The sequence below is a fragment of the Fictibacillus sp. BK138 genome, from assembly GCF_004216955.1.
In the GTDB taxonomy this organism is placed as follows: Bacteria; Bacillota; Bacilli; order Bacillales; family Fictibacillaceae; genus Fictibacillus.
The window spans coordinates 159,333-177,680 of record NZ_SGXL01000002.1 but is presented as its reverse complement, the minus strand read 5'-3'; the positions used below and the strand labels follow the sequence as shown (position 1 = coordinate 177,680).

At 39.3% G+C, this 18,348-nt stretch carries 21 protein-coding genes and 1 riboswitch; of the genes, 15 read left to right on the top strand and 6 right to left on the bottom strand.

Annotated features, from left to right (window positions below):
* Positions 1-67: 67 nt before the first annotated feature.
* The 6 genes from EV282_RS17665 to EV282_RS17640 all read left to right on the top strand — a co-directional run bounded on the left by EV282_RS17665 (position 68) and on the right by EV282_RS17640 (position 4,629).
* Positions 68-454 (top strand): GntR family transcriptional regulator, encoded by a 387-nt coding sequence (locus tag EV282_RS17665; protein ID WP_207224347.1) that lies wholly within the window; start codon positions 68-70, stop codon positions 452-454.
* Positions 451-1,347: an ABC transporter ATP-binding protein gene (locus EV282_RS17660; RefSeq protein ID WP_130297205.1), complete on the top strand. Its 897-nt coding sequence runs from the start codon at positions 451-453 to the stop codon at positions 1,345-1,347. The genes EV282_RS17665 and EV282_RS17660 overlap by 4 nt, the downstream gene beginning before the upstream one ends.
* Positions 1,334-2,077 carry a hypothetical protein gene (locus EV282_RS17655; RefSeq protein ID WP_130297204.1) on the top strand — a complete coding sequence of 248 codons (744 nt, stop codon included), beginning with the start codon at positions 1,334-1,336 and terminating at the stop codon, positions 2,075-2,077. The genes EV282_RS17660 and EV282_RS17655 overlap by 14 nt, the downstream gene beginning before the upstream one ends.
* Positions 2,077-2,790 carry a hypothetical protein gene (locus EV282_RS17650; RefSeq protein WP_130297203.1) on the top strand — a complete coding sequence of 238 codons (714 nt, stop codon included), beginning with the start codon at positions 2,077-2,079 and terminating at the stop codon, positions 2,788-2,790. The genes EV282_RS17655 and EV282_RS17650 overlap by 1 nt, the downstream gene beginning before the upstream one ends.
* Positions 2,791-2,938: 148 nt before the next feature.
* The gene (locus EV282_RS17645) at positions 2,939-4,330 is read left to right on the top strand and encodes an MBL fold metallo-hydrolase (protein WP_130297202.1); all 1,392 of its coding nucleotides are present in this window, start codon (positions 2,939-2,941) and stop codon (positions 4,328-4,330) included.
* 89 nt (positions 4,331-4,419) lie between these two features.
* Positions 4,420-4,629, top strand: coding sequence for a hypothetical protein (locus EV282_RS17640; RefSeq protein WP_130297201.1), 210 nt, complete (start codon positions 4,420-4,422; stop codon positions 4,627-4,629).
* A 241-nt stretch (positions 4,630-4,870) separates the two neighbouring features.
* Here the strand turns inward: EV282_RS17640 and EV282_RS17635 are convergent, their stop codons facing one another.
* The gene (locus EV282_RS17635) at positions 4,871-6,211 is read right to left on the bottom strand and encodes a GntP family permease (protein WP_130297200.1); all 1,341 of its coding nucleotides are present in this window, start codon (positions 6,209-6,211) and stop codon (positions 4,871-4,873) included.
* A 197-nt stretch (positions 6,212-6,408) separates the two neighbouring features.
* Between EV282_RS17635 and EV282_RS17630 the strand changes: the two genes are divergently transcribed.
* The 6 genes from EV282_RS17630 to EV282_RS17605 all read left to right on the top strand — a co-directional run bounded on the left by EV282_RS17630 (position 6,409) and on the right by EV282_RS17605 (position 12,496).
* Positions 6,409-6,720, top strand: coding sequence for an inner-membrane translocator (locus EV282_RS17630; protein WP_130297199.1), 312 nt, complete (start codon positions 6,409-6,411; stop codon positions 6,718-6,720).
* 108 nt (positions 6,721-6,828) lie between these two features.
* A complete protein-coding gene (locus tag EV282_RS17625) occupies positions 6,829-7,446 on the top strand; it encodes an SAM-dependent methyltransferase (RefSeq protein WP_130297198.1) in 618 nt (205 codons plus the stop codon).
* A gap of 5 nt (positions 7,447-7,451) precedes the next feature.
* Positions 7,452-8,549: a threonine aldolase family protein gene (locus EV282_RS17620; RefSeq protein ID WP_130297197.1), complete on the top strand. Its 1,098-nt coding sequence runs from the start codon at positions 7,452-7,454 to the stop codon at positions 8,547-8,549.
* Positions 8,550-8,735: 186 nt separating this feature from the next.
* Positions 8,736-11,069 carry an alkaline phosphatase D family protein gene (locus tag EV282_RS17615; protein ID WP_207224346.1) on the top strand — a complete coding sequence of 778 codons (2,334 nt, stop codon included), beginning with the start codon at positions 8,736-8,738 and terminating at the stop codon, positions 11,067-11,069.
* 193 nt (positions 11,070-11,262) lie between these two features.
* Positions 11,263-11,441, top strand: a riboswitch (cobalamin riboswitch).
* A gap of 157 nt (positions 11,442-11,598) precedes the next feature.
* Positions 11,599-12,075 carry an acyl-CoA thioesterase gene (locus EV282_RS17610; RefSeq protein WP_130297195.1) on the top strand — a complete coding sequence of 159 codons (477 nt, stop codon included), beginning with the start codon at positions 11,599-11,601 and terminating at the stop codon, positions 12,073-12,075.
* A 55-nt stretch (positions 12,076-12,130) separates the two neighbouring features.
* Entirely contained in the window at positions 12,131-12,496 is a 366-nt protein-coding gene (locus tag EV282_RS17605) for a YbaN family protein (RefSeq protein ID WP_242611941.1), read from the top strand.
* A gap of 44 nt (positions 12,497-12,540) precedes the next feature.
* Here EV282_RS17605 and EV282_RS17600 read toward each other — a convergent pair whose 3' ends face one another.
* The 5 genes from EV282_RS17600 to EV282_RS20540 form a co-directional block, all read right to left on the bottom strand.
* Positions 12,541-12,915 carry a hypothetical protein gene (locus EV282_RS17600; RefSeq protein ID WP_130297193.1) on the bottom strand — a complete coding sequence of 125 codons (375 nt, stop codon included), beginning with the start codon at positions 12,913-12,915 and terminating at the stop codon, positions 12,541-12,543.
* On the bottom strand, positions 12,912-13,454 hold the full coding sequence (locus EV282_RS17595; RefSeq protein ID WP_130297192.1) for an acyl-CoA thioesterase: 543 nt from the start codon (positions 13,452-13,454) through the stop codon (positions 12,912-12,914). The genes EV282_RS17600 and EV282_RS17595 overlap by 4 nt, the downstream gene beginning before the upstream one ends.
* 179 nt (positions 13,455-13,633) lie before the next feature.
* Positions 13,634-14,512 carry a cidABC operon transcriptional activator CidR gene (gene cidR, locus EV282_RS17590; RefSeq protein ID WP_130297281.1) on the bottom strand — a complete coding sequence of 293 codons (879 nt, stop codon included), beginning with the start codon at positions 14,510-14,512 and terminating at the stop codon, positions 13,634-13,636.
* Positions 14,513-14,629: 117 nt separating this feature from the next.
* Entirely contained in the window at positions 14,630-15,307 is a 678-nt protein-coding gene (locus EV282_RS17585) for a peroxiredoxin (RefSeq protein WP_130297191.1), read from the bottom strand.
* A gap of 15 nt (positions 15,308-15,322) precedes the next feature.
* Positions 15,323-16,102, bottom strand: coding sequence for a ferritin-like domain-containing protein (locus tag EV282_RS20540; protein WP_242611940.1), 780 nt, complete (start codon positions 16,100-16,102; stop codon positions 15,323-15,325).
* A 155-nt stretch (positions 16,103-16,257) separates the two neighbouring features.
* Between EV282_RS20540 and EV282_RS17575 the strand changes: the two genes are divergently transcribed.
* The 3 genes from EV282_RS17575 to EV282_RS17565 all read left to right on the top strand — a co-directional run bounded on the left by EV282_RS17575 (position 16,258) and on the right by EV282_RS17565 (position 18,310).
* Positions 16,258-17,238, top strand: coding sequence for a spermidine synthase (locus EV282_RS17575; RefSeq protein WP_130297190.1), 981 nt, complete (start codon positions 16,258-16,260; stop codon positions 17,236-17,238).
* A 175-nt stretch (positions 17,239-17,413) separates the two neighbouring features.
* Positions 17,414-17,851, top strand: coding sequence for a LytTR family DNA-binding domain-containing protein (locus EV282_RS17570; RefSeq protein WP_130297189.1), 438 nt, complete (start codon positions 17,414-17,416; stop codon positions 17,849-17,851).
* A gap of 15 nt (positions 17,852-17,866) precedes the next feature.
* Entirely contained in the window at positions 17,867-18,310 is a 444-nt protein-coding gene (locus tag EV282_RS17565; RefSeq protein ID WP_130297188.1) for a hypothetical protein, read from the top strand.
* Positions 18,311-18,348: the final 38 nt, after the last annotated feature.

Here is an 18,348-nt window from a genome sequence, read left to right as displayed (position 1 = left end):
AATATGGTAATATATAGTACATTACAAGAGTAATGTACTAATGTGGTGTGTCGGAGGTGATGTACGCTTGATTTTAAATTCTGACAGTATGAAACCGATTTATGTTCAAGTCTCAGAATGGCTGGAAACAGAAATTCTTAATGAAAATATTAAATGTGATGAAAAAGTTTATTCTCAATACCAATTAGCAGAGATGTTTAACATCAATCCAGCGACGGCTGCAAAGGGAATTAACATACTAGCTGATGAAAATGTCCTTTATAAAAAGCGGGGATTAGGAATGTTTGTTGCAACGGAAGCAAGAGAAATTATCCTAAGAAAAAGAAAGAATACGAAGCTGAGGTCGATGGTCAAAGAATTAGCGAAAGAAGCTATCCAATTAAATGTCGAAGAAGAAGAACTTTTGGAAATGATTCGAAGCTTGCATCAACAGATGAAAGGAGATCTGAAATGAAGGTAGTAGAATGCAAAGAACTTACAAAGCGGTATGGCAAGGCGAAAGCAATCAATAATTTATCATTTGAGTTAACCGAAAATAAAATAACGGGCCTGATTGGAAGAAACGGAGCGGGCAAGACCACGCTATTAAAAATGATTGCTGGTTATCTTCATCATACATCTGGTGACATCCAAGTATTTTCAGAAAATCCTTTTAATAATCTTAAGGTATCGGCTAACTCCATATTTATCGATAATGGTATGAGTTTTTCCCCCTCACTAACTCTGGAAGAACTGCTTGAAACATCAGGGGAATTTTATCCGAACTGGGATCAAAGACTTGCTAAGCGTTTATTTGACTACTTTTCGTTCAACCCATTGCAAAGCCATGTGAACCTTTCAAAGGGGATGAAAAGTACGTTTAATATGATAATCGGTCTGGCTGCGCGTTGTCCGCTTACCATATTTGATGAGCCGACAAGCGGTATGGATGCTGGAACGAGAAAAGACTTTTACAGAGCATTGTTAAAGGATTACATTGCCCATCCGAGGACTATTATTCTATCAAGCCATCTTCTGAGTGAAGTTGAAGATATTTTAGAAGAAATCCTCTTGATCAAAAATGGAGAAAAGCTGCTTCATATGCCTATTGAGATCCTTAAGGAATATTCGATTGGAATCAGCGGAAAAGCTACTGCAGTTAGTGAATGGACTTCAAACAAGGAGACTATCTTTACACAGAGTATCGGTGTGGATGGTTCATATGTGGTTATTAAGAATGATTGCTCGCTGCGTGATCTTGAGATCGCAAGAGATATAGGATTGGAGGTTTCGTCTGTTTCTGCAGAAGATGTCTGTACGTATTTGACGAGTAAAACAAAGGAGGGGATTGATCATGTCTTTAACTGATGTAACTACTTGGGAAATTACAAAGAAACAATACCGTTATAAATTAAAGTCTTATTTTGGAGTATTTTCTTCTTTAGTAGCTATTCAGTTACTTGCCATATTATTCTCGCTGAATGGAACTGGAATGAGCGGGGGTTCATCAGGTACTTTTTCATACGATGTAAATTATTATACTGGCGATATCATTCAAGTTTTAGTGATGATCTGGGCTTTTATTACTGCCATCATTATAACAACAAAAGCTTATCGTTATGATGACTATTCTTTCGTAACGAACCGCCTCATCAGCCATTACTCAAATATTTTATTTCTTTTTTCAGCCAGTATTCTTGCTGGAATTATGGTGTTTTTTACAGGTCATCTATTTCGTCTAATCACCATACTTCTTAAAAACACCGATTCAATTATGGTCAGTGAATTAACGTTATTAGGCACTCTAAAAGGAATAACCGCTTCAATACTTTACATCTTTCTTTGTGCAAGTATCGGCTATTTTGTCGGAATACTAATCCAGCTTAATCGATTATTCAGCTTTTTATTACCAGTATTGTTTGTGGGAGCATTGTTTGTTGATGGGATGAATAATGATCCGACAGTGTTTCCATCTATCATCTCTTTCTTTGGATCTGAGAACTTTCTGTTTTTGTTCATACTAAAAATAATAATGGCATCAGCGCTGTTCTATATATTAGCGATATCATTTTCTAATCGGATGGAGGTGCGGCCATAATGGTTTTAATTTCACTTTTGCCGATCCTCATCGTTATCCTGCTGGTTGCGGGAATAGGAACGTATGCTTTTAAATCTAATAAAAAGCGACATCGCACTCCTAAAAAAATGAAATGGGTAGTTGGAGTTTATTTTATATTAACTCTAGTTGCCGCAGTACTTTCTTATACCGTTTTTCCGGCTGAAAAAACAGAAAGCAAAGTAATTAGTAAAGAAAAAACGAGTCAACATGATGAAGCTCAAAGCAAGATAATTAATTCTGCAATCAATGGCAAACTCCCAAATCTAAATGGCGTTTTCACTAAAAAAGAGTCTTGGAACTTTCCTTTTAACGGTAAAGATTTAAAAATTTCCAATAAAGATGAACAAGATTATTATGCTAACGTATTTGTCATCAGTAAGCCTAAAGATGATGGCGTGATTGAAGCTGCACATTACATGGGGAAAATTATTATTGATGGAGTAGATTTTACGGAGAGAAAAGGTTCTCCGCACATTAACGTTAATGAGTCCATTCTTAGAATAAAGGCTCCAGAACTTGTTGATGTTAATTTCACCAGATTTAGCGAGGGATTTGCATTTGATCAATTTACGGGAAGGCAAAGTATGTTCTCACGCAGTTATTTTTCTGTTCACGGAAATGAGTTCATTCTGTTGAAGGTTCCAAAAAGTGTGAGAGTCAATGGAGATTTTAATTATGTAAATGCTGAATAGTGTAAGACAGAGAGCTTACCATCTCTCTGTTTTTTGTTTTTGCTCTAAAGTTATATTCTCTACATCAATGGGTACAATACCTATGCAGGTATTTTTGAGACAGCTATCAAAGTAATCATCGCTATAATTTTGAGAGGGGATATTCAGCATGTATTTTAAATCTTTCTTTGATGAACAGCTTGCACATATGTCTTATTTAATCGGCTGCCAGAAGACAGGGGAAGCGATTGTGATTGATCCGGCTAGAAATGTTGAGCCGTATCTTGAGGTTGCTAAAAAAGAAGGCTTCAAGCTTCATGCAGCAGCAGAAACACATATTCATGCGGATTACCTTTCAGGTGCAAGAGAACTGGCACACCTTTATAACACTAAATTATATATGTCAGATGAGGGTGATCAAGATTGGAAATATCAGTACCTCTCAGAGTATGATCATGAATTATTGAAAGAAGGGTCATCATTTTCAATCGGTAACGTTCATTTTGATGTGATTCACACACCAGGCCATACACCAGAGAGCATTTCCTTTATTTTGACAGATAAAGGGGGTGGAGCGAATGAGCCGATGGGAATATTTACAGGAGATTTTCTTTTTGTCGGTGATGTAGGACGCCCTGACTTGCTGGAAAAAGCAGCTGGTGTTGCCGGGACATCAGAAACAGGCGGAAAGCAATTATTTCAGTCTCTCCAAAAGGTTGGAAAACTTCCTGAGTTTCTACAAGTATGGCCAGCTCATGGTGCTGGGAGCTCTTGCGGAAAATCCTTAGGAGCAGTACCTGTTTCTACATTAGGTTATGAAAAGAAGTTTAACTGGGCTTTTCAGATTAAAGAAGAAAAACAATTTCTGGATGAGCTGCTGGCAGGACAGCCAGAGCCGCCTAAATATTTTGCTCAAATGAAGAAATTGAATAAAGTCGGCCCTGAATTATTAAATAAAGAAAAAACACCAAAAGTCTCTCTGCCATTAAACAATGGTGAAATTTTAGTAGATACACGCCCTGCCGCTGAGTTTGAGAAAGGGCATGTAAAAGGTTCTCTGAATTTGCCGTTTAACGGCTCCTTCACGAATTGGGCAGGATGGCTGCTGAATTATGAAACTGATATTGTTTTAATTGTTAAAGAAGAGGATGACTTGTTACATGTAAAAAAATCTCTTCAATCAATCGGTCTCGATCAGGTTACGGGGTATGTGTTGCCTGAAGATATAGGCAGAGAATTCGAAGAAGGATATGAATCCATTCCCGCTGAAAAAGCAAAACAATTATTAGATAAAGAAGATTTCTATTTAATCGATGTACGTAATCAAAATGAGTGGGATAACGGCCATATTCCTGGTGCTCATCATCACATGCTTGGGAACCTGGAAGGTCAACTCGATGAAATACCAAAGGATAAAAAAATCATCACACATTGTCAGGCAGGAGCACGTTCTGCAATCGGAACAAGCTTGCTGCAAGCAAAAGGATTCAAAGAAGTTCTTAACTTAGAGGGCGGTTTTTCCGCTTGGGAAAAAGAAGGACTGCCGGTTAAAAAGGATTAAATCAAGTCCCTGTTGCAGCAGGGGCTATTCTTTATCCCGTGTAATTTTTTCCTTTTAGGGGAACATAAAAAATCATAGGAGGGATAACGATGAGAGAAAAAGAAGAAAAAATAAATCAAGAAACTTCTGATGGATTGAACCAGCTTGTTGAGATTATTAATGCTAAAGGCGATACAGGAGAATTGAAAGAAATCATCAATAAGTATGATGATAAAAAAGAACATTCTCCTTTATGCAACGATGACTTTTTTTACACAGACTTAAGAGCCATTGCAGAAGACGGGGCAAAAGAAGATTAAAAAAGACAGAGCGCAGCTGCGACTCTGTCTTTTTCTTTAACTCTTTTTCTGAAGGATTACTGCTTAGATTATTTTCATTATCATCATTGTCTAGTTGATTGGAGCGGAAGATGCGAGACTCCTGCGGGACGAGTGGGACAGGTGAGACTCCTAAAGGCGCAAAGCGCCAGGAGGCTCACCGCCCGCCCCGCGGAAAGCGAGTATCTGGAGCGGAAATCAACCCCTTCCAAGAACATCAATGTTAAACCAAAATCACCCACAAGATCATCGTGAAGACAATCGTTACAATCCCTTGAAGTAATGTAGCCATCGTTTGTGCTTTATAGGCATCTGTTACTTTCATTCCTGTGAACTCTGTCACTACCCAGTAGAAGCTGTCATTCACATGGCTCACTGTCATTGCTCCTGCTCCAATTGCCATAACGACCAGCGCGAGTGGAACAGCCCCTTCAATACCGAGGCCAGGGAGCATCGGCGCGATGAGTGAAGAAGTAATAACGAGTGCCGCAGTCGAAGATCCTTGGGCAGTTTTTAGCGCAGCTGCAATCAAGAACGGAATAAGCAGGAATAATGCTCCGCTGAAAATATCACCTAAGGACCAGCTTTGAATGATGTCTGCAATGCCTGTATTTTTAATAACTCCTCCAAATGCTCCGCCAGCTCCAGTGATTAACAGGATAGGAGCGGCATCTAACAACGCTTCTCCAACCCATTTTGTCATCGTTTCTTCGTTGTATTTCGGAAGCAAGAAGAAGGCTGCAATCACACCTGCCAGTAAAGCCACAAGCGGACTCCCTAAGAAAAGAAAGAAGTTTGCAATATCTCCTTTTGCACCTTGATACGTCACAATAGATCCGATGCCAATTAAAACAATCGGAAGCACGATCGGTAAAAAGGATAAAAACGTTGAAGGCATTTTTCCAAATGAAGAGACGATTTCATCATAATTCAATTCTTCACCGTCATCTTGAACCTCAATTTTATCTGCGACTTTTACAGCCCATAAATACCCAGCGATGGTAGCGGGAATGGCAACGATCAGCCCGATTATAATAATCGTTCCTAAGAATCCATTTGCGCCGATATTACCAGCAGCTGCAATGGGACCAGGGGTTGGAGGTACGAGCGTGTGTGTGGCATATAAACCTGTAGCAAGTGCGACAGACATCGAAGCAACAGCTACTTTTGCCCGTTTTGCGAGGGCTTTTCTTAAAGAAGACAAAATGACGAAGCCTGAATCACAGAAAACAGGAATAGAAACGATATAGCCGATCATACTCATAGCGAGCTGAGGGCGTTTCGGTCCGACAACTCGAAGAACCACCTCTGCCATACGAAGAGCGGCACCGGATTTCTCAAGAATGGTACCGATGATCGTTCCAAAAACGATCACGAGGCCGATTCCCCCCATAAGGCCGCCAAATCCAGTGTTAACGTTTTCAACAATCTTCATTAAAGGCATGCCTGAAGCGATTCCCACAAAGAAGGTTCCTAGAATCAAAGATAGGAATGGATGAAGCTTAAATTTCGTGGTAGCAATTACAACTAGCAGTACACCGATCAATAAAATGAGAAATAACATGATGTGCCCTCCAATTCTTTTTTTTGTTAGGATCCTGGTGTCAGGAGACAATCTTTAAACTTTCTACAAGTGTAGTACAAAGTTCAGCAATGTCAATTCATCTTTATCAGTCGTTTTAATAAACCTTATTTAGGTTACATATGTTTCCATTATGGTTAAACTATTCTAAACTAGACTGAGAGATAGGAGGGTGAAGGATGGACAGTGTAATTCTTTGGTCATATTTCATCGTTATTCTGCTGCTTAATTATGCAGCTGTAAAAGCCAATCAAAGCGAGAGAATAAAATTGTTTTATTCAGGTCTCATCTTAATGATATTGGCTCCTATAATGGCTTTTATTACAGGTGCCCTATTGCTCCAATTGGTCGCTGATATTGGAGAAGGTGCGGGATACGGCGGGTTCTTCTTTGGATTTGTAACATTTGTGAATGGATTTGTGATGATTGCAGCTAGTTTTTTCATAAGCCTTAAGAAATACTTTAAGAGTAACAAGCAAAAGGAATTATAGGAAAAGCCCTAGAGTATATGCAGAGGAACACAAATAAATGCCTTTAGTTAGTGTGAAAAGATTTTGTTATTATAGGATTAAACGTATTATCAATAGGAGTCTTCCATCATGAAAGAACAGTATTATGATCAGCTACTCAACATTCGTACACACGGTAGTCAAAAGGGATTCCATCCATCAATGCATTATAACCGTTACGAACCTACTCCTTATGAAGCTCTGGAAACACTGTTTGAACACTATGTATTAAAGAGCAGTGAGCGCGTAGTAGATTTTGGCTGCGGAAAAGGAAGGTTGAACTTTTTCGTCCACCATATGTTTGGAGCATCCGCTATAGGTATTGAAATGGATGAAACCTTTTATGAAGAGGCACTCGAGAACAAAAAGAATTATATAAAGAAATATAGAGAAGGAATGGAAAGCATTCATTTTCAACGCTGCTTAGCAGAAGAATACAAAATCGATACTAGAGATAATCGATTTTATTTTTTTAATCCATTCTCTCTTCAAATCTTCATGAGAACAACCAACAATATCTTACGTTCTGTAGAGAAAAAACCAAGAGAAATCGAATTGATTCTATTTTATGCTCCAGAGGAATATATCTATTTTCTTGAAAATCAAACAGCATTTGAGTTGAAAGAAGAAATCGTATTGCCTGCTTTATACGAGAAAAATCCATATGAAAAGTTTTTGATCTATCAATTGGTATGTGGAAAGGAGTAGGTTGGATGAGCCATGATAACCCAATATTAGAGGCTTTCAAGGAATCTGAATATCAAATTCCCGGCCATGGTAAACGTAATGCTTCAGTTTTGAAAAAGGCTATGGATGCAGTAGATGAACACCTTGAAAGTGATGTTTACGGAAGTGGCAAGGTCATTGAAGTCTTTCAGGAAAAAATAGCGAAATTTTTAGGGAAAGAATCATCTGTCTTTTTCCCGAGCGGTACAATGGCGCAGCAGATCGCATTAAGAATCTGGTGTGATCAAAAGAGTTTAAAAAAGGTAGCTTATCATCCCCTATCCCATCTGGAGATTCATGAAGAAGATGGTTTGAAAAAATTGCACGGAATAGAGCCTGTTCTTCTAGCAGAAAAGGAAAGAGTAATAACTCTTGAGGATGTTGTAAACATGAAAGAGGAGATCTCCTGTTTGCTGCTGGAACTGCCTCAGCGTGAAATTGGCGGTCAGCTTCCGGAATATGAGGAACTTGTGGCCATCTCTGACTATTGCCGTGTTAAAGGGATCAAACTTCATTTGGATGGAGCAAGATTGTTTGAAATTCTACCTTTCTACCAAAAGTCTGCAGCAGAAGTTTGTTCTCTTTTTGATAGTGTTTATGTTTCTTTCTATAAAGGAATCGGAGGTATAGCAGGAGCTATTCTTGCGGGTCCTAAAGATTTTACGGAAGAATCCAAGGTATGGAAAAGACGCCATGGAGGCGATCTGATCTCTCTTTATCCATATGTGATCAGTGCAGATTATTACTTTGATGAGAGAGTAAATGAAATGGGAAAGTACTATGAAGAAGCGATAGTGCTCGCAGCGTTATATAATCAGTGCTATTGTGTTAAGACCGTTCCGTTAGAACCAGTTTCAAATATGTTTCATGTTCATATTGCACTACCAAAAAATAAGCTTGAACCTATCCTCTTAGAACTGTATAGCGAAACAGGTATCGGTTTAACGGGGTCGTTAAGAGAAGTTAGTGAATCTGAATGTTATTTTGAAGTTAACATAGGCGACCAATATACTAAAATACCTACTGAAAGGCTAAAGAAAGTTTTCTTCACCTTAGATACGAGGTTGAGAGAAAGCAGAATTTAAGTATAACTAAATCCAAATTAGAATAATATAGTCTGTAAAAAAGTTCTTGACTCGTTCACTAGTTCAAGGGCTTTTTTGCTGTTTTAGCGGTTTTTACAATTCTTTATTCTTCTGTAACGGAGAGTTTATTTTCATTTAATAGAATCTAATTGTTATACAAGAAAAGTATTAAAGGAGTGGGTTATGTTGGGTTTTGAGAAATGGTTAAAAGAGTTTAATCTTGAAAAAATGAATCGCAGGAACTTCCTTAAGACAACAGGTAAATCTGCTGCGGCAACTGCAATCGGACTATCTATTCCTGCAATTAATAAAACTGAAGAGATTGAAGCTGTTCCAGTTTTTACTGGTAATCCATTTACCTTAGGTGTTGCTTCTGGTGATCCTCTTCCTGACAGCGTAGTGCTCTGGACAAGGCTCGCTCCTAATCCTCTTGCAGAGGATGGGAAAGGCGGAATGGAAAACAAGTATGTTTCGGTTCAGTGGGAAATATCCTTCGATGAAGCGTTCAATAAAATTGTTCTTTCTGGAAAGGAGATTGCAGCGCCTGAGCTTGGACATTCCGTTCATGCAGAAGTGTATGGGTTAAAACCAGGAAAAGAGTACTATTATCGGTTCAAGGCAGGCAGCGAAATCAGTCCAGTGGGAAGAACAAAAACAGCACCTGCGCGTGATGCAGATATTAAGAGTATAACGTTTGGCATTGCATCGTGTCAGGCATGGGCGGGTGGCCGTTTTGCTGCTTATCATAATATGGTCGAAGAAGACCTTGATTTTGTCTTCCATTTAGGAGATTACATATATGAAAAAGGAGATACAGAAACACTTACCGATTATCGCCTGCTCCATGCACAATATAAAACTTCTCAGGATTTACAGGCTGCACATGCAAAGTTCCCATTTATCGTTACATTTGATGACCACGAAGTAGACAATGATTGGTCTGATGATATTTCTGACCCAAATTATCCGGAAGGTGAGCGTGAACGCTTCCTTGCTGTTCGCGCAGCAGCTTTTCAAGCATATTATGAACATATGCCGCTAAGGCGAAGATCTAAGCCGAACGGTCCAGACATGCTTCTTTACCGTAAATTTACGTTTGGCAGCTTAATAGAATTTAGTATTTTAGATACTAGACAATACAGAGATAATCAAGTAGGAAGTGGCTTTCCTGGCGGACCTCTTGATCCTGAAGCGTCGAATCCTAACCGAACGCTTGTTGGATCTGAACAAGCAGAGTGGCTCTTGAAAAATCTTCGGGATTCACGTTCTAGATGGAACGTAATCGCTCAGCAGACCATGATGGCACAGTACGATTATGACCCAGGTGAAGGAATTAGCGTTAATCACGACCAATGGGATGGCTATTCCGCAGATCGAGACCGTCTATTTTCTTTTATTAAAAAATATGAGCCTTCTAATCCGGTCGTTCTGAGCGGTGACTGGCACTCAAGCTGGGTAAACGATCTGAAGGAAGATTTTAACGACTCAAGCTCTAAAACCTTGGCAACAGAATTTGTCGGAACGTCAATAAGTTCAGGATGTGGATGGAAAAATCAAATAGAAGCAGCACTTTCCGTTAATCAGCATGTAAAATTCTTTGATGGAGATTATCGGGGGTATGTGAAGTGCCATGTCACACATAAATCATGGGAATCGGATTATCGAGTTGTGTCTTCTCCAAGTAATCCAGACGCTGTTGCAGTAACGCTTGCTTCTTTTACAGTGAAAAATGGAAAAGCAGGAGCAGTCAGAAATGGTGGTGTAGACATTACTCGTATGGCAGCTGACACCATGATGGCAGGTCAGCCAAGCCCTGTTAAAGTAACATTAAGTAATGGTACAGTAAAGGAAGTAGAAGTGACCGTTAAAATTCCCGTTCCAACAGGATGGAAGAGCGAGAGCGTCACAAGAGTACTTGGACCATCTGACGAGGCTGTATTTGAAGTAATGGTAACATCTCCGGCAGAAATGCCTGCAGCAGAAAGGCTTCGCGTAGAAGTAGATGCTGGAGAAACGGCCGTATATGGTCCGCCGAGAGACATTCAAGTGGTATCAGCGTTATCAGGTGAAAATGTTCAGCTTGCATTAGACGGCGGAAGTAGTTCGACGCCAATTTTTCCAACATACGAGAGATTGGTTCCTGAAGATACATGGGATGCATCAATCGGGTACGGATGGGTTGGTACGGCACCATTTGCTCGGGATAGAGGTAATGCTGATGCATTACAACGTGATTTAATCGCATCACGAGAAGAGCTTACTATTTTTAGAGTTAACGTACCTGCTGGAATCCACAAAATCTACTTCCTGACTGGTGATTCCGTTTATGGATCTGCAAACACCATCATACGATCAGACAACAAACTATTAGCCGAGGCTGGCTATGCTTTGGATCCTGGTCAATTTAAATGGCTCAGGTTTGAACTGGATGGAGGAAGTACTGGAAAGCAAATTGATCTTGAAATTTCTAGCGAATTAGGTGATGGTGCATGGCGCCTGGTAGCGTTTGTAATGAAATAAAGAGATTTAATAAAATGCAAAAAAACTTAAGCTGAAACATGCTTGAGTTTTTTGGTAGATTGCTCTTTTTTTGTTGAAAAGTACCGAGTTCAAAAAAAGGGATTAATGTATATAATTATTTCGAATACATTCCCTGTAGTTGTCATCGATCTAACAGCATCTTATAATAAAGCAAGAAGTTCATAATTTCATAGATTCATCCGGTAATCATGGTGTCTGTTACAGACTTAATAGGGAATCTGGTGAAAATCCAGAGCTGTACCCGCAACTGTAAGTGATGACGAAATAAGCAAAACCACTGTCTAAGGACGGGAAGGGCTTAGAGTAGAGTAAAGCACAAGTCAGGAGACCTGCCATGTTTATAGTGTTGATCTTCTTCGGGAGTTGGGAAGATAGGACGAGGGTATTTTAATAGATGGTTTCTATTGAGTATTCAAGCCTGCCCATCCTTTGTGATGGGTATTTATTTTGTCGTTCCAATTCCCGCCACTAAAACAAGAGCATGAAAGCTCGGGGAAAGAGGAATGGTATGGTACAGCAATTATCATCGAATGTCTCAAGAACGATTCAAACGAAACTTGTTTTGCCTCCGGATACCAATCATATGGGAACGATCTTCGGAGGAACGGTGTTATCGTATATCGATGAAATCGCCGCGATCTCTGCAATGAAACATAGCGGAAAAGTTGTCGTTACAGCTTCTATTGATAATGTTAATTTTTTATCTTCTGCAAAAGTTGGGGATATTTTAATCCTTGAAGGTGTTGTTATTTCAACGGGCAGGACCTCGATGGAAGTATACGTGAAAGTCGAGTCCCAAAACTTAGAGACGGGAAACAGAACCTTAAACACGACATCTATTCTTACGATGGTAGCGATTGATAAGGATGGGAAACCGGCTCCTGTACCTAGTGTTATTCCAGAAACTGAAGAGGAAATATCGTTTTATGAAAATGCCCCGCTAAGAAAAGAACGGCGCATGTTATATAAAAACGTGAATCAATAGCCATTCACGGATAAAGAAGGTAAGATAGTTAGAGATGAAAGGAGTGAGAATCTCAGTGAAAATCAAGAATATGCTTTACGTGTCTCTGGGATTCTTATTTCTTGGATTAGGAATCGTAGGTATCATTTTGCCGCTTATCCCAACAACACCTTTACTTCTTCTAGCATCGTACTTTTTTGTTAAAGGGTCTAAAAAGTTTGAACGATGGTTCAAGGGAACATCGATATACAAAAATCATTTAGAAGAATTCATAAAAGAAAAATCGATGACGAGAAAGAAGAAAATCACGATTAATCTGTTTGCCGATGCCATGATAGGTGTGGCTTTTATAATGGCCGATAGTACGATAGTGAGAGTAGTGCTGCTGCTAGTTGTTGTGTACAAATACTATTATTTTATAACCAAGATTAAAACGGTATAAAAAAAACCTGAGTGCGATAATTTTGTACTCAGGTTTTCTTACGTTTATTGAATAATTGCTGAACTGCCTGCTAATGATTCAGGTGCTTTTCCTAGAGCAAGCTGACTAAGTCGGGAGTAACCAGTGTGTTTATATTCTAAGAATACTTTTCTTAACTCCTCAATATCCTTGTCGCTAGTTAATTTTTGCATTTCTTTTTTATACAAACGAATAACAGAACCAATAACAAATTGAGGTTTGGCGTTTCCTGGATCCTCATTCATGATTAGACAACCCATGTATTGATATTTCAGCTGAATAGCACGAGTAAGGTTAATAACATCGATTAGCTTTTCAAAAAGTTCAGGATGGGATAGCTCTAATTTATTGAGTGCAGCTTGCGCCGATTTTAGTTCGTTTTGACTGCATAGTGTGATCATGCGAATACCTCCTCTTTCTCTTTTATATCCCAAGGTTTCTCCAGAGAGATGACAGCTGCTAGTTCTTTACTTTTCAAACGTCTTAGCTTTCGTACTTCTGCTCTTTCTTTAGCTGTTTCATATAAGAATTTCTCTTCTTCTGTCTCAGGGATCACTTGCGGAACATCAGCGGGTTTTTTGTCTTCTCCTAAAGCGACGAACGTTAAGAAGGCTGTTGCTGCTATTCTTCGATCGCCTGTTATCATGTCTTCAGCAATCACTTTGCAAAAGATCTCCATAGAGCTTTTCCCAGTATATGAAACAAACGATTCTATACAGACAGAGTCGGTTTGGTGGATGGGATGTAAAAAGTCGATTGAATCGGTTGAAGCTGTTACACATTCTTTTACTCGAGCGTGTCTGCGTGCAGATAAGGTGGCATTGTTATCCAGCTTTCTCATCAATACCCCACCGAACAACGTATTATAATTATTTAAATCCAGAGACATAACCTGGTCTGTATTAATAATGCGGCTTTCTCGCGCTTTCTTTTTATTCATATGAATCAGTCCTTCCCGTATGGAAATTCCATTTACAAGGCAAGTGTACGCCGGAATTAACATGGAGTAAAATGGTTATTTTTCATCTATAACATAACTTTTATCTATGTAAATGCTTACAATCATGCCATGACTGCATTAAAAAAGATGATTCTCAGTGGAATCATCTTGGATATTTATTAAAGCTGTTCTTTTGCAAAGCGCAGCCATTCCTTTGCTGCAAAAGATAGATATTGATCTTTTCTCCAAATAAGTGCGAGTTCCCACCCGATTGATGGATTCACTAACTGAATTGTTTTCACTTTTGTCGTAAGGTGTCGGCAAATACTTTCAGGCAATAGAGAGACACCGAGTTTGCAGGCGACCATCTCTTCGATAAACGACCATTGTGAGCTTTCCGAGATCACATGAGGATTAAATCCTACATGGTTGCATGAAGTGATAATCCTGTCATGCAAAACAAAATCTTTATTAAACAATATAAATGATTCACTGTTTAGATCAGATAAATTAACCGCTTCATTTTGTGCTAAAGGATGATCTGGATGAATAATCAGCTGCAAATCTTCCTTCATAAAAGAAAAGTACTGAAAAATATCGTTGTTTGTTGGAAGAACAACAACCCCAATATCCAGATGGTGATTCGCTACTTCTTCTTCGATTTTCTTTGAGCCGTCCTCCATCAACTCGAACGTTATCGCTGGATACTTCTCATGAAAGCTTCCAACGAGCTTTGGAAAGAGACGGGAGTCAAAAATAGGAGGCAATCCTATACGAACATGCCCTTTTTGCAGCCCCAGCAAATTATCCATCTCAGATTCCAAGTTGTTAAACGCTTTATTAACAAGTTTGGCTTGTTCAAAAATAATTCGGCCAGCATCGGTTAAAACCAGCTTCTTTCTGCTGGAACGGTCAAATAGAACCAATCCTAGTTCATCTTCTAAATTCTTGATCATTTTACTTATCGTTGGCTGAGTGATGAACAGTTCCTCAGCAGCACGTGTAAAACTATTGTATTTGGCAACTTCTATAAAATATTGCAATTGTTTAATATCCATTTCAACACCTGATTCCTTTGAGAAAACTTCTAATAAGTTTAGTATGTAGCTTATCAAAATAATCTTCCAAATACTACATTGTAAACTGCAAAAAAGACAGCCTTTAAGAGGCTGCCTCTACATATTATTAAGCGGCTTCGTACATAGCCACCAATCATAGCACTGAATTTCTCCAGCTTGTGCTTGCTCTGTCCGTTTTTTCGCTTCTTGAACGGTGTTAGCAGGGGGAACGATGAGCCGGTCGCCAATCAGGTCGTTCTTCGGCCAGTTTGCAGGAGTCGCTGCTTTATTTCTGTCTGCAGTCTGCAAGGCTTTAACTGCCCTTAAGATCTCATGGGTGTTCCGTCCGATAGAATCCGGATACGTTAAGATGAGCCGGATCTTACCGGTAGGATCCACGATATAAACGCTTCGAACCGTTCTTGTTCCCATGGTAGGATGGATCATTCCGAGTCTAGTAGCTATTTTCCCAAGGCTATCAGCAATAATGGGGAACGTGATCTCTACTTTAAGGTTTTGTTTGATCCATTCAATCCATTTTATATGGGCGAAAACCTGTTCAACCGATAACCCGATCAAGTACGTGTTCAGTTTATTGAATTCGGGCATCATTTTTTGAAAAGCAACAAATTCCGTTGTACAGACTGGTGTAAAATCACCGGGATGACTAAATAATACAAACCAATGACCTTGATAGCTTGTTGGCAGGACAAGCTCCCCAAGGGTGGTATGAACTGTCATCTCCGGAAATTGATCTCCAATGAATGGCTTTGTATATTCCGGTGCTTGCTCCATACCTTTCCTCCTCTATTACATTCTGGGTTGGTTTCCCATCATCTTGCTCTTTTTTAATAATTGAGATTCGCCGGTTTTCTCCCATTTTTCAACAAGTTCAATCGCTTCCTCGGGTGTAAAACCTTGCCCGACCAATACGCCAGAAAGAATAAATTCTTGGAATAGATGAGTGAGATTAATGCCTTCCTTTGATTCTTCCAAAGCTCTTTTCACTAATGGATCGATATACATTACCCACTGGTCAGCTGTACTTTGAGTCTGAGTCTGAGTTTGTGTTGGTATTTGCGTTTCAGTCTGTACTTGTGATTCTGTATCTGGACTGCGGGATGATGAGCCAGGCTGGCTGTTAAGCGTAAATAAATAATTGTATTTTGCACTGTGTTTAATTTCATCCGTTATGATGTTGAACAAGATGTCCCGATAATACGTGTTAGGCAGACCTTGCCGAATAACACGGTATTTTTCAACCGCCGCCAATTCACCAAATAATGCTTTTACAAGACCGTCTTTATACGATTTTGGGCGCTGAAACTCCTCACCAGCTACTTGTGGCACCTCTTGCCCGGTAAGGTCTTTATAAATTTTTCTGAACAGCCGGTTATGCCTTTTTTCATCATCACGGATCGAGGCGATGATTAATTTTTCTTCATTTGTTGGTGCAATAGAAATTAAGTATTCATAAAACAACTGATCTTCTCGTTCTCCAGCGACAGCTTCTCTAATTAGCTTCAAAGAAAGCTGGAGTGCTTGCTGCTGTCCGGTCGATTGCTGATCTTGTGGATTCATATAGCTCATATGCGTACCTCCAAAAAAATAAAGTCGCAATAGTCTATGCAGAAGCCTAACTTTTGCGCCTAACTTTTACCGCTGACCTTGTTTTTAAACACCACTTGTCCAACGTGTGAATATGAATAAAATTAAGCTTGTTTAATAATTAAGGAAGTGTTTATATGAATGAACTATATTGGCTAGTCTTGGGTGCAGCAGCGATTCTTTTCGTTGAGGCTGCTGCCTGGATTTATTGGCGTTACTTTGGAAAAGGGTCAATTAAAAGCTACATGAATGAAGATCAAAAACCAGAGGGAGATTTTCGCGTGATCCGCAAAATAAATACACCCACACAAAAGATTGCACTGGTAGACGTAGAAGGTGAAATGTGGATCTACAGCAATGGAGATGTGATGTTCAGCACGACTCGTGATGAGGACGAGTACGCGGATGTTATTGTTCACGTTCCGATGGCTGCAGCAAAAAACGTCAGAAGAGTTTTGATTATTGGCGGCGGAGGCGGAATTACCACTCGTGAGGCATTGCGTTATGAAGGTATTGAAAAAATAACAACGATTGATATTGATGATGTAATGATAGACTTCGGTAAGAAATTAGATCGATTAGTAGAGTTCAATAAGGGATCACTGAATCATTCTAAAGTAGAAACCGTTATTGCGGATGGAAGAACCTTTGTTGAGAATAGTACAGAAACTTGGGATGTCATCATTGTAGATATTCCAGAGCCAACCTCAAAGTGCCCGAGTCTATCTAGGTTATTTACTCTAGAGTTTTACAATCTATTAAAAGACCACTTAAATCCCGGAGGTGCGATTTCAATTGCCTGTTCCACTTCGAGCTGGATGCCCGAATACATGTGGAGCATTGAAACCACTTTGCAAGAAGCTGGATTTTTTACTGTTCCGTTCCACAATTTCTCAACAAAAGATGGAGAGGACTGGGGTTATGTTTTAGCAACAACTCTGCCAGTCGATGCAGAGGATATAAAGTTAAAAGTTACATCTGACTTTTTGACGGAGGAGCGGCTGCAAGATGTTCTGCACCTTCCATACTACTTAGTAAATTGGGATAACGAAGGAAAAGTGCAAACCGATCGAAATACCGTACTTCTGGATATTGTAAAAGAAGCATTCGGTTATTGATAGTGAAGCATCTGCTGAACAAGCAGATGTTTTTGTATTTTTAAGAGTTGAAAAATGCAACTTAGAGATGGCTTTTTGCAGGTTGGTTGAAAGTCCATTTACGGGCTGATTGTGCTGACATATACTGGTGACACAAGCTTAACAGTCCTTAAAACGGAAGGAGGACCGACGAGAGATGAAGTTAACCATTCATGAAAATGATGAGCAAGATGAGCTAGAAATAATCGTAAAGTGTAAAGAGTTAAACGATGAAGTCATTCAAGTACTAACTTCTATAAGGTCTCTGGAAAGAAAAGTGCTGGGAACGCTGGATGGGAAAATCCATTTGCTGGTGCCGAACGATATTTTTTACTTTGAGTCTGTTGATAAAAAGAATTTCGCTTATACGAAGCAAATGGTTTATGAAGTTTCTATGCGGCTTTATCAAATTGAGGAGCTGTTCGGTGACGGAAATTTTTTTAGGGCAACCAAAGCGACAATCTTGAACCTCGACAAAATTAAATCTCTCACTCCTCGACTTGGAGGAAGGGTAGAAGTGACACTTGAGAACGGTGAGAACATGATCGTCTCCCGTCAGTATGTTCCTGGGTTAAAAGAAAAGATAGGCTTTTAAAAAGGAGGAATTGAGATGTGGAATAAAATAATGGAGTATACACTTGTTTTTAAAACGATGGCTGGATTGTTCTTCTCGGCAGGCATTATTATTTATGTAGTGTTCGGATTTATGCTGGGCGCTCGTGAAATTTCGTTTGAGATGGTCGTGCAGATCTTCTTTTTGAGCATCTTTGTAACGTGTCTTCAATATTTATTCTGGAATGATGACAGTAAAGTGAAGTTATCTGCTTTAAGCAAACTGCTGATTCAGTATGTTTTATTAGGTGCGGTACTCTTTGGAATGTCGCAGTTGTTCGATTGGTTCGTGATCGGCACAAAAATGTTCTATAACATGCTGATTTTGTTTCATGTCATCTATTTAGGCGGAATTTTCGGCTTTTCAATCTACTTTAAAGTACTCGGCATGCGATTTAATCAAAAAATGATGCATTATCAGGAGCAAAAGCAGGGGCGATAGAGATCAAATTTGCGTTTATGGGCCTTCAAAGAAATTTA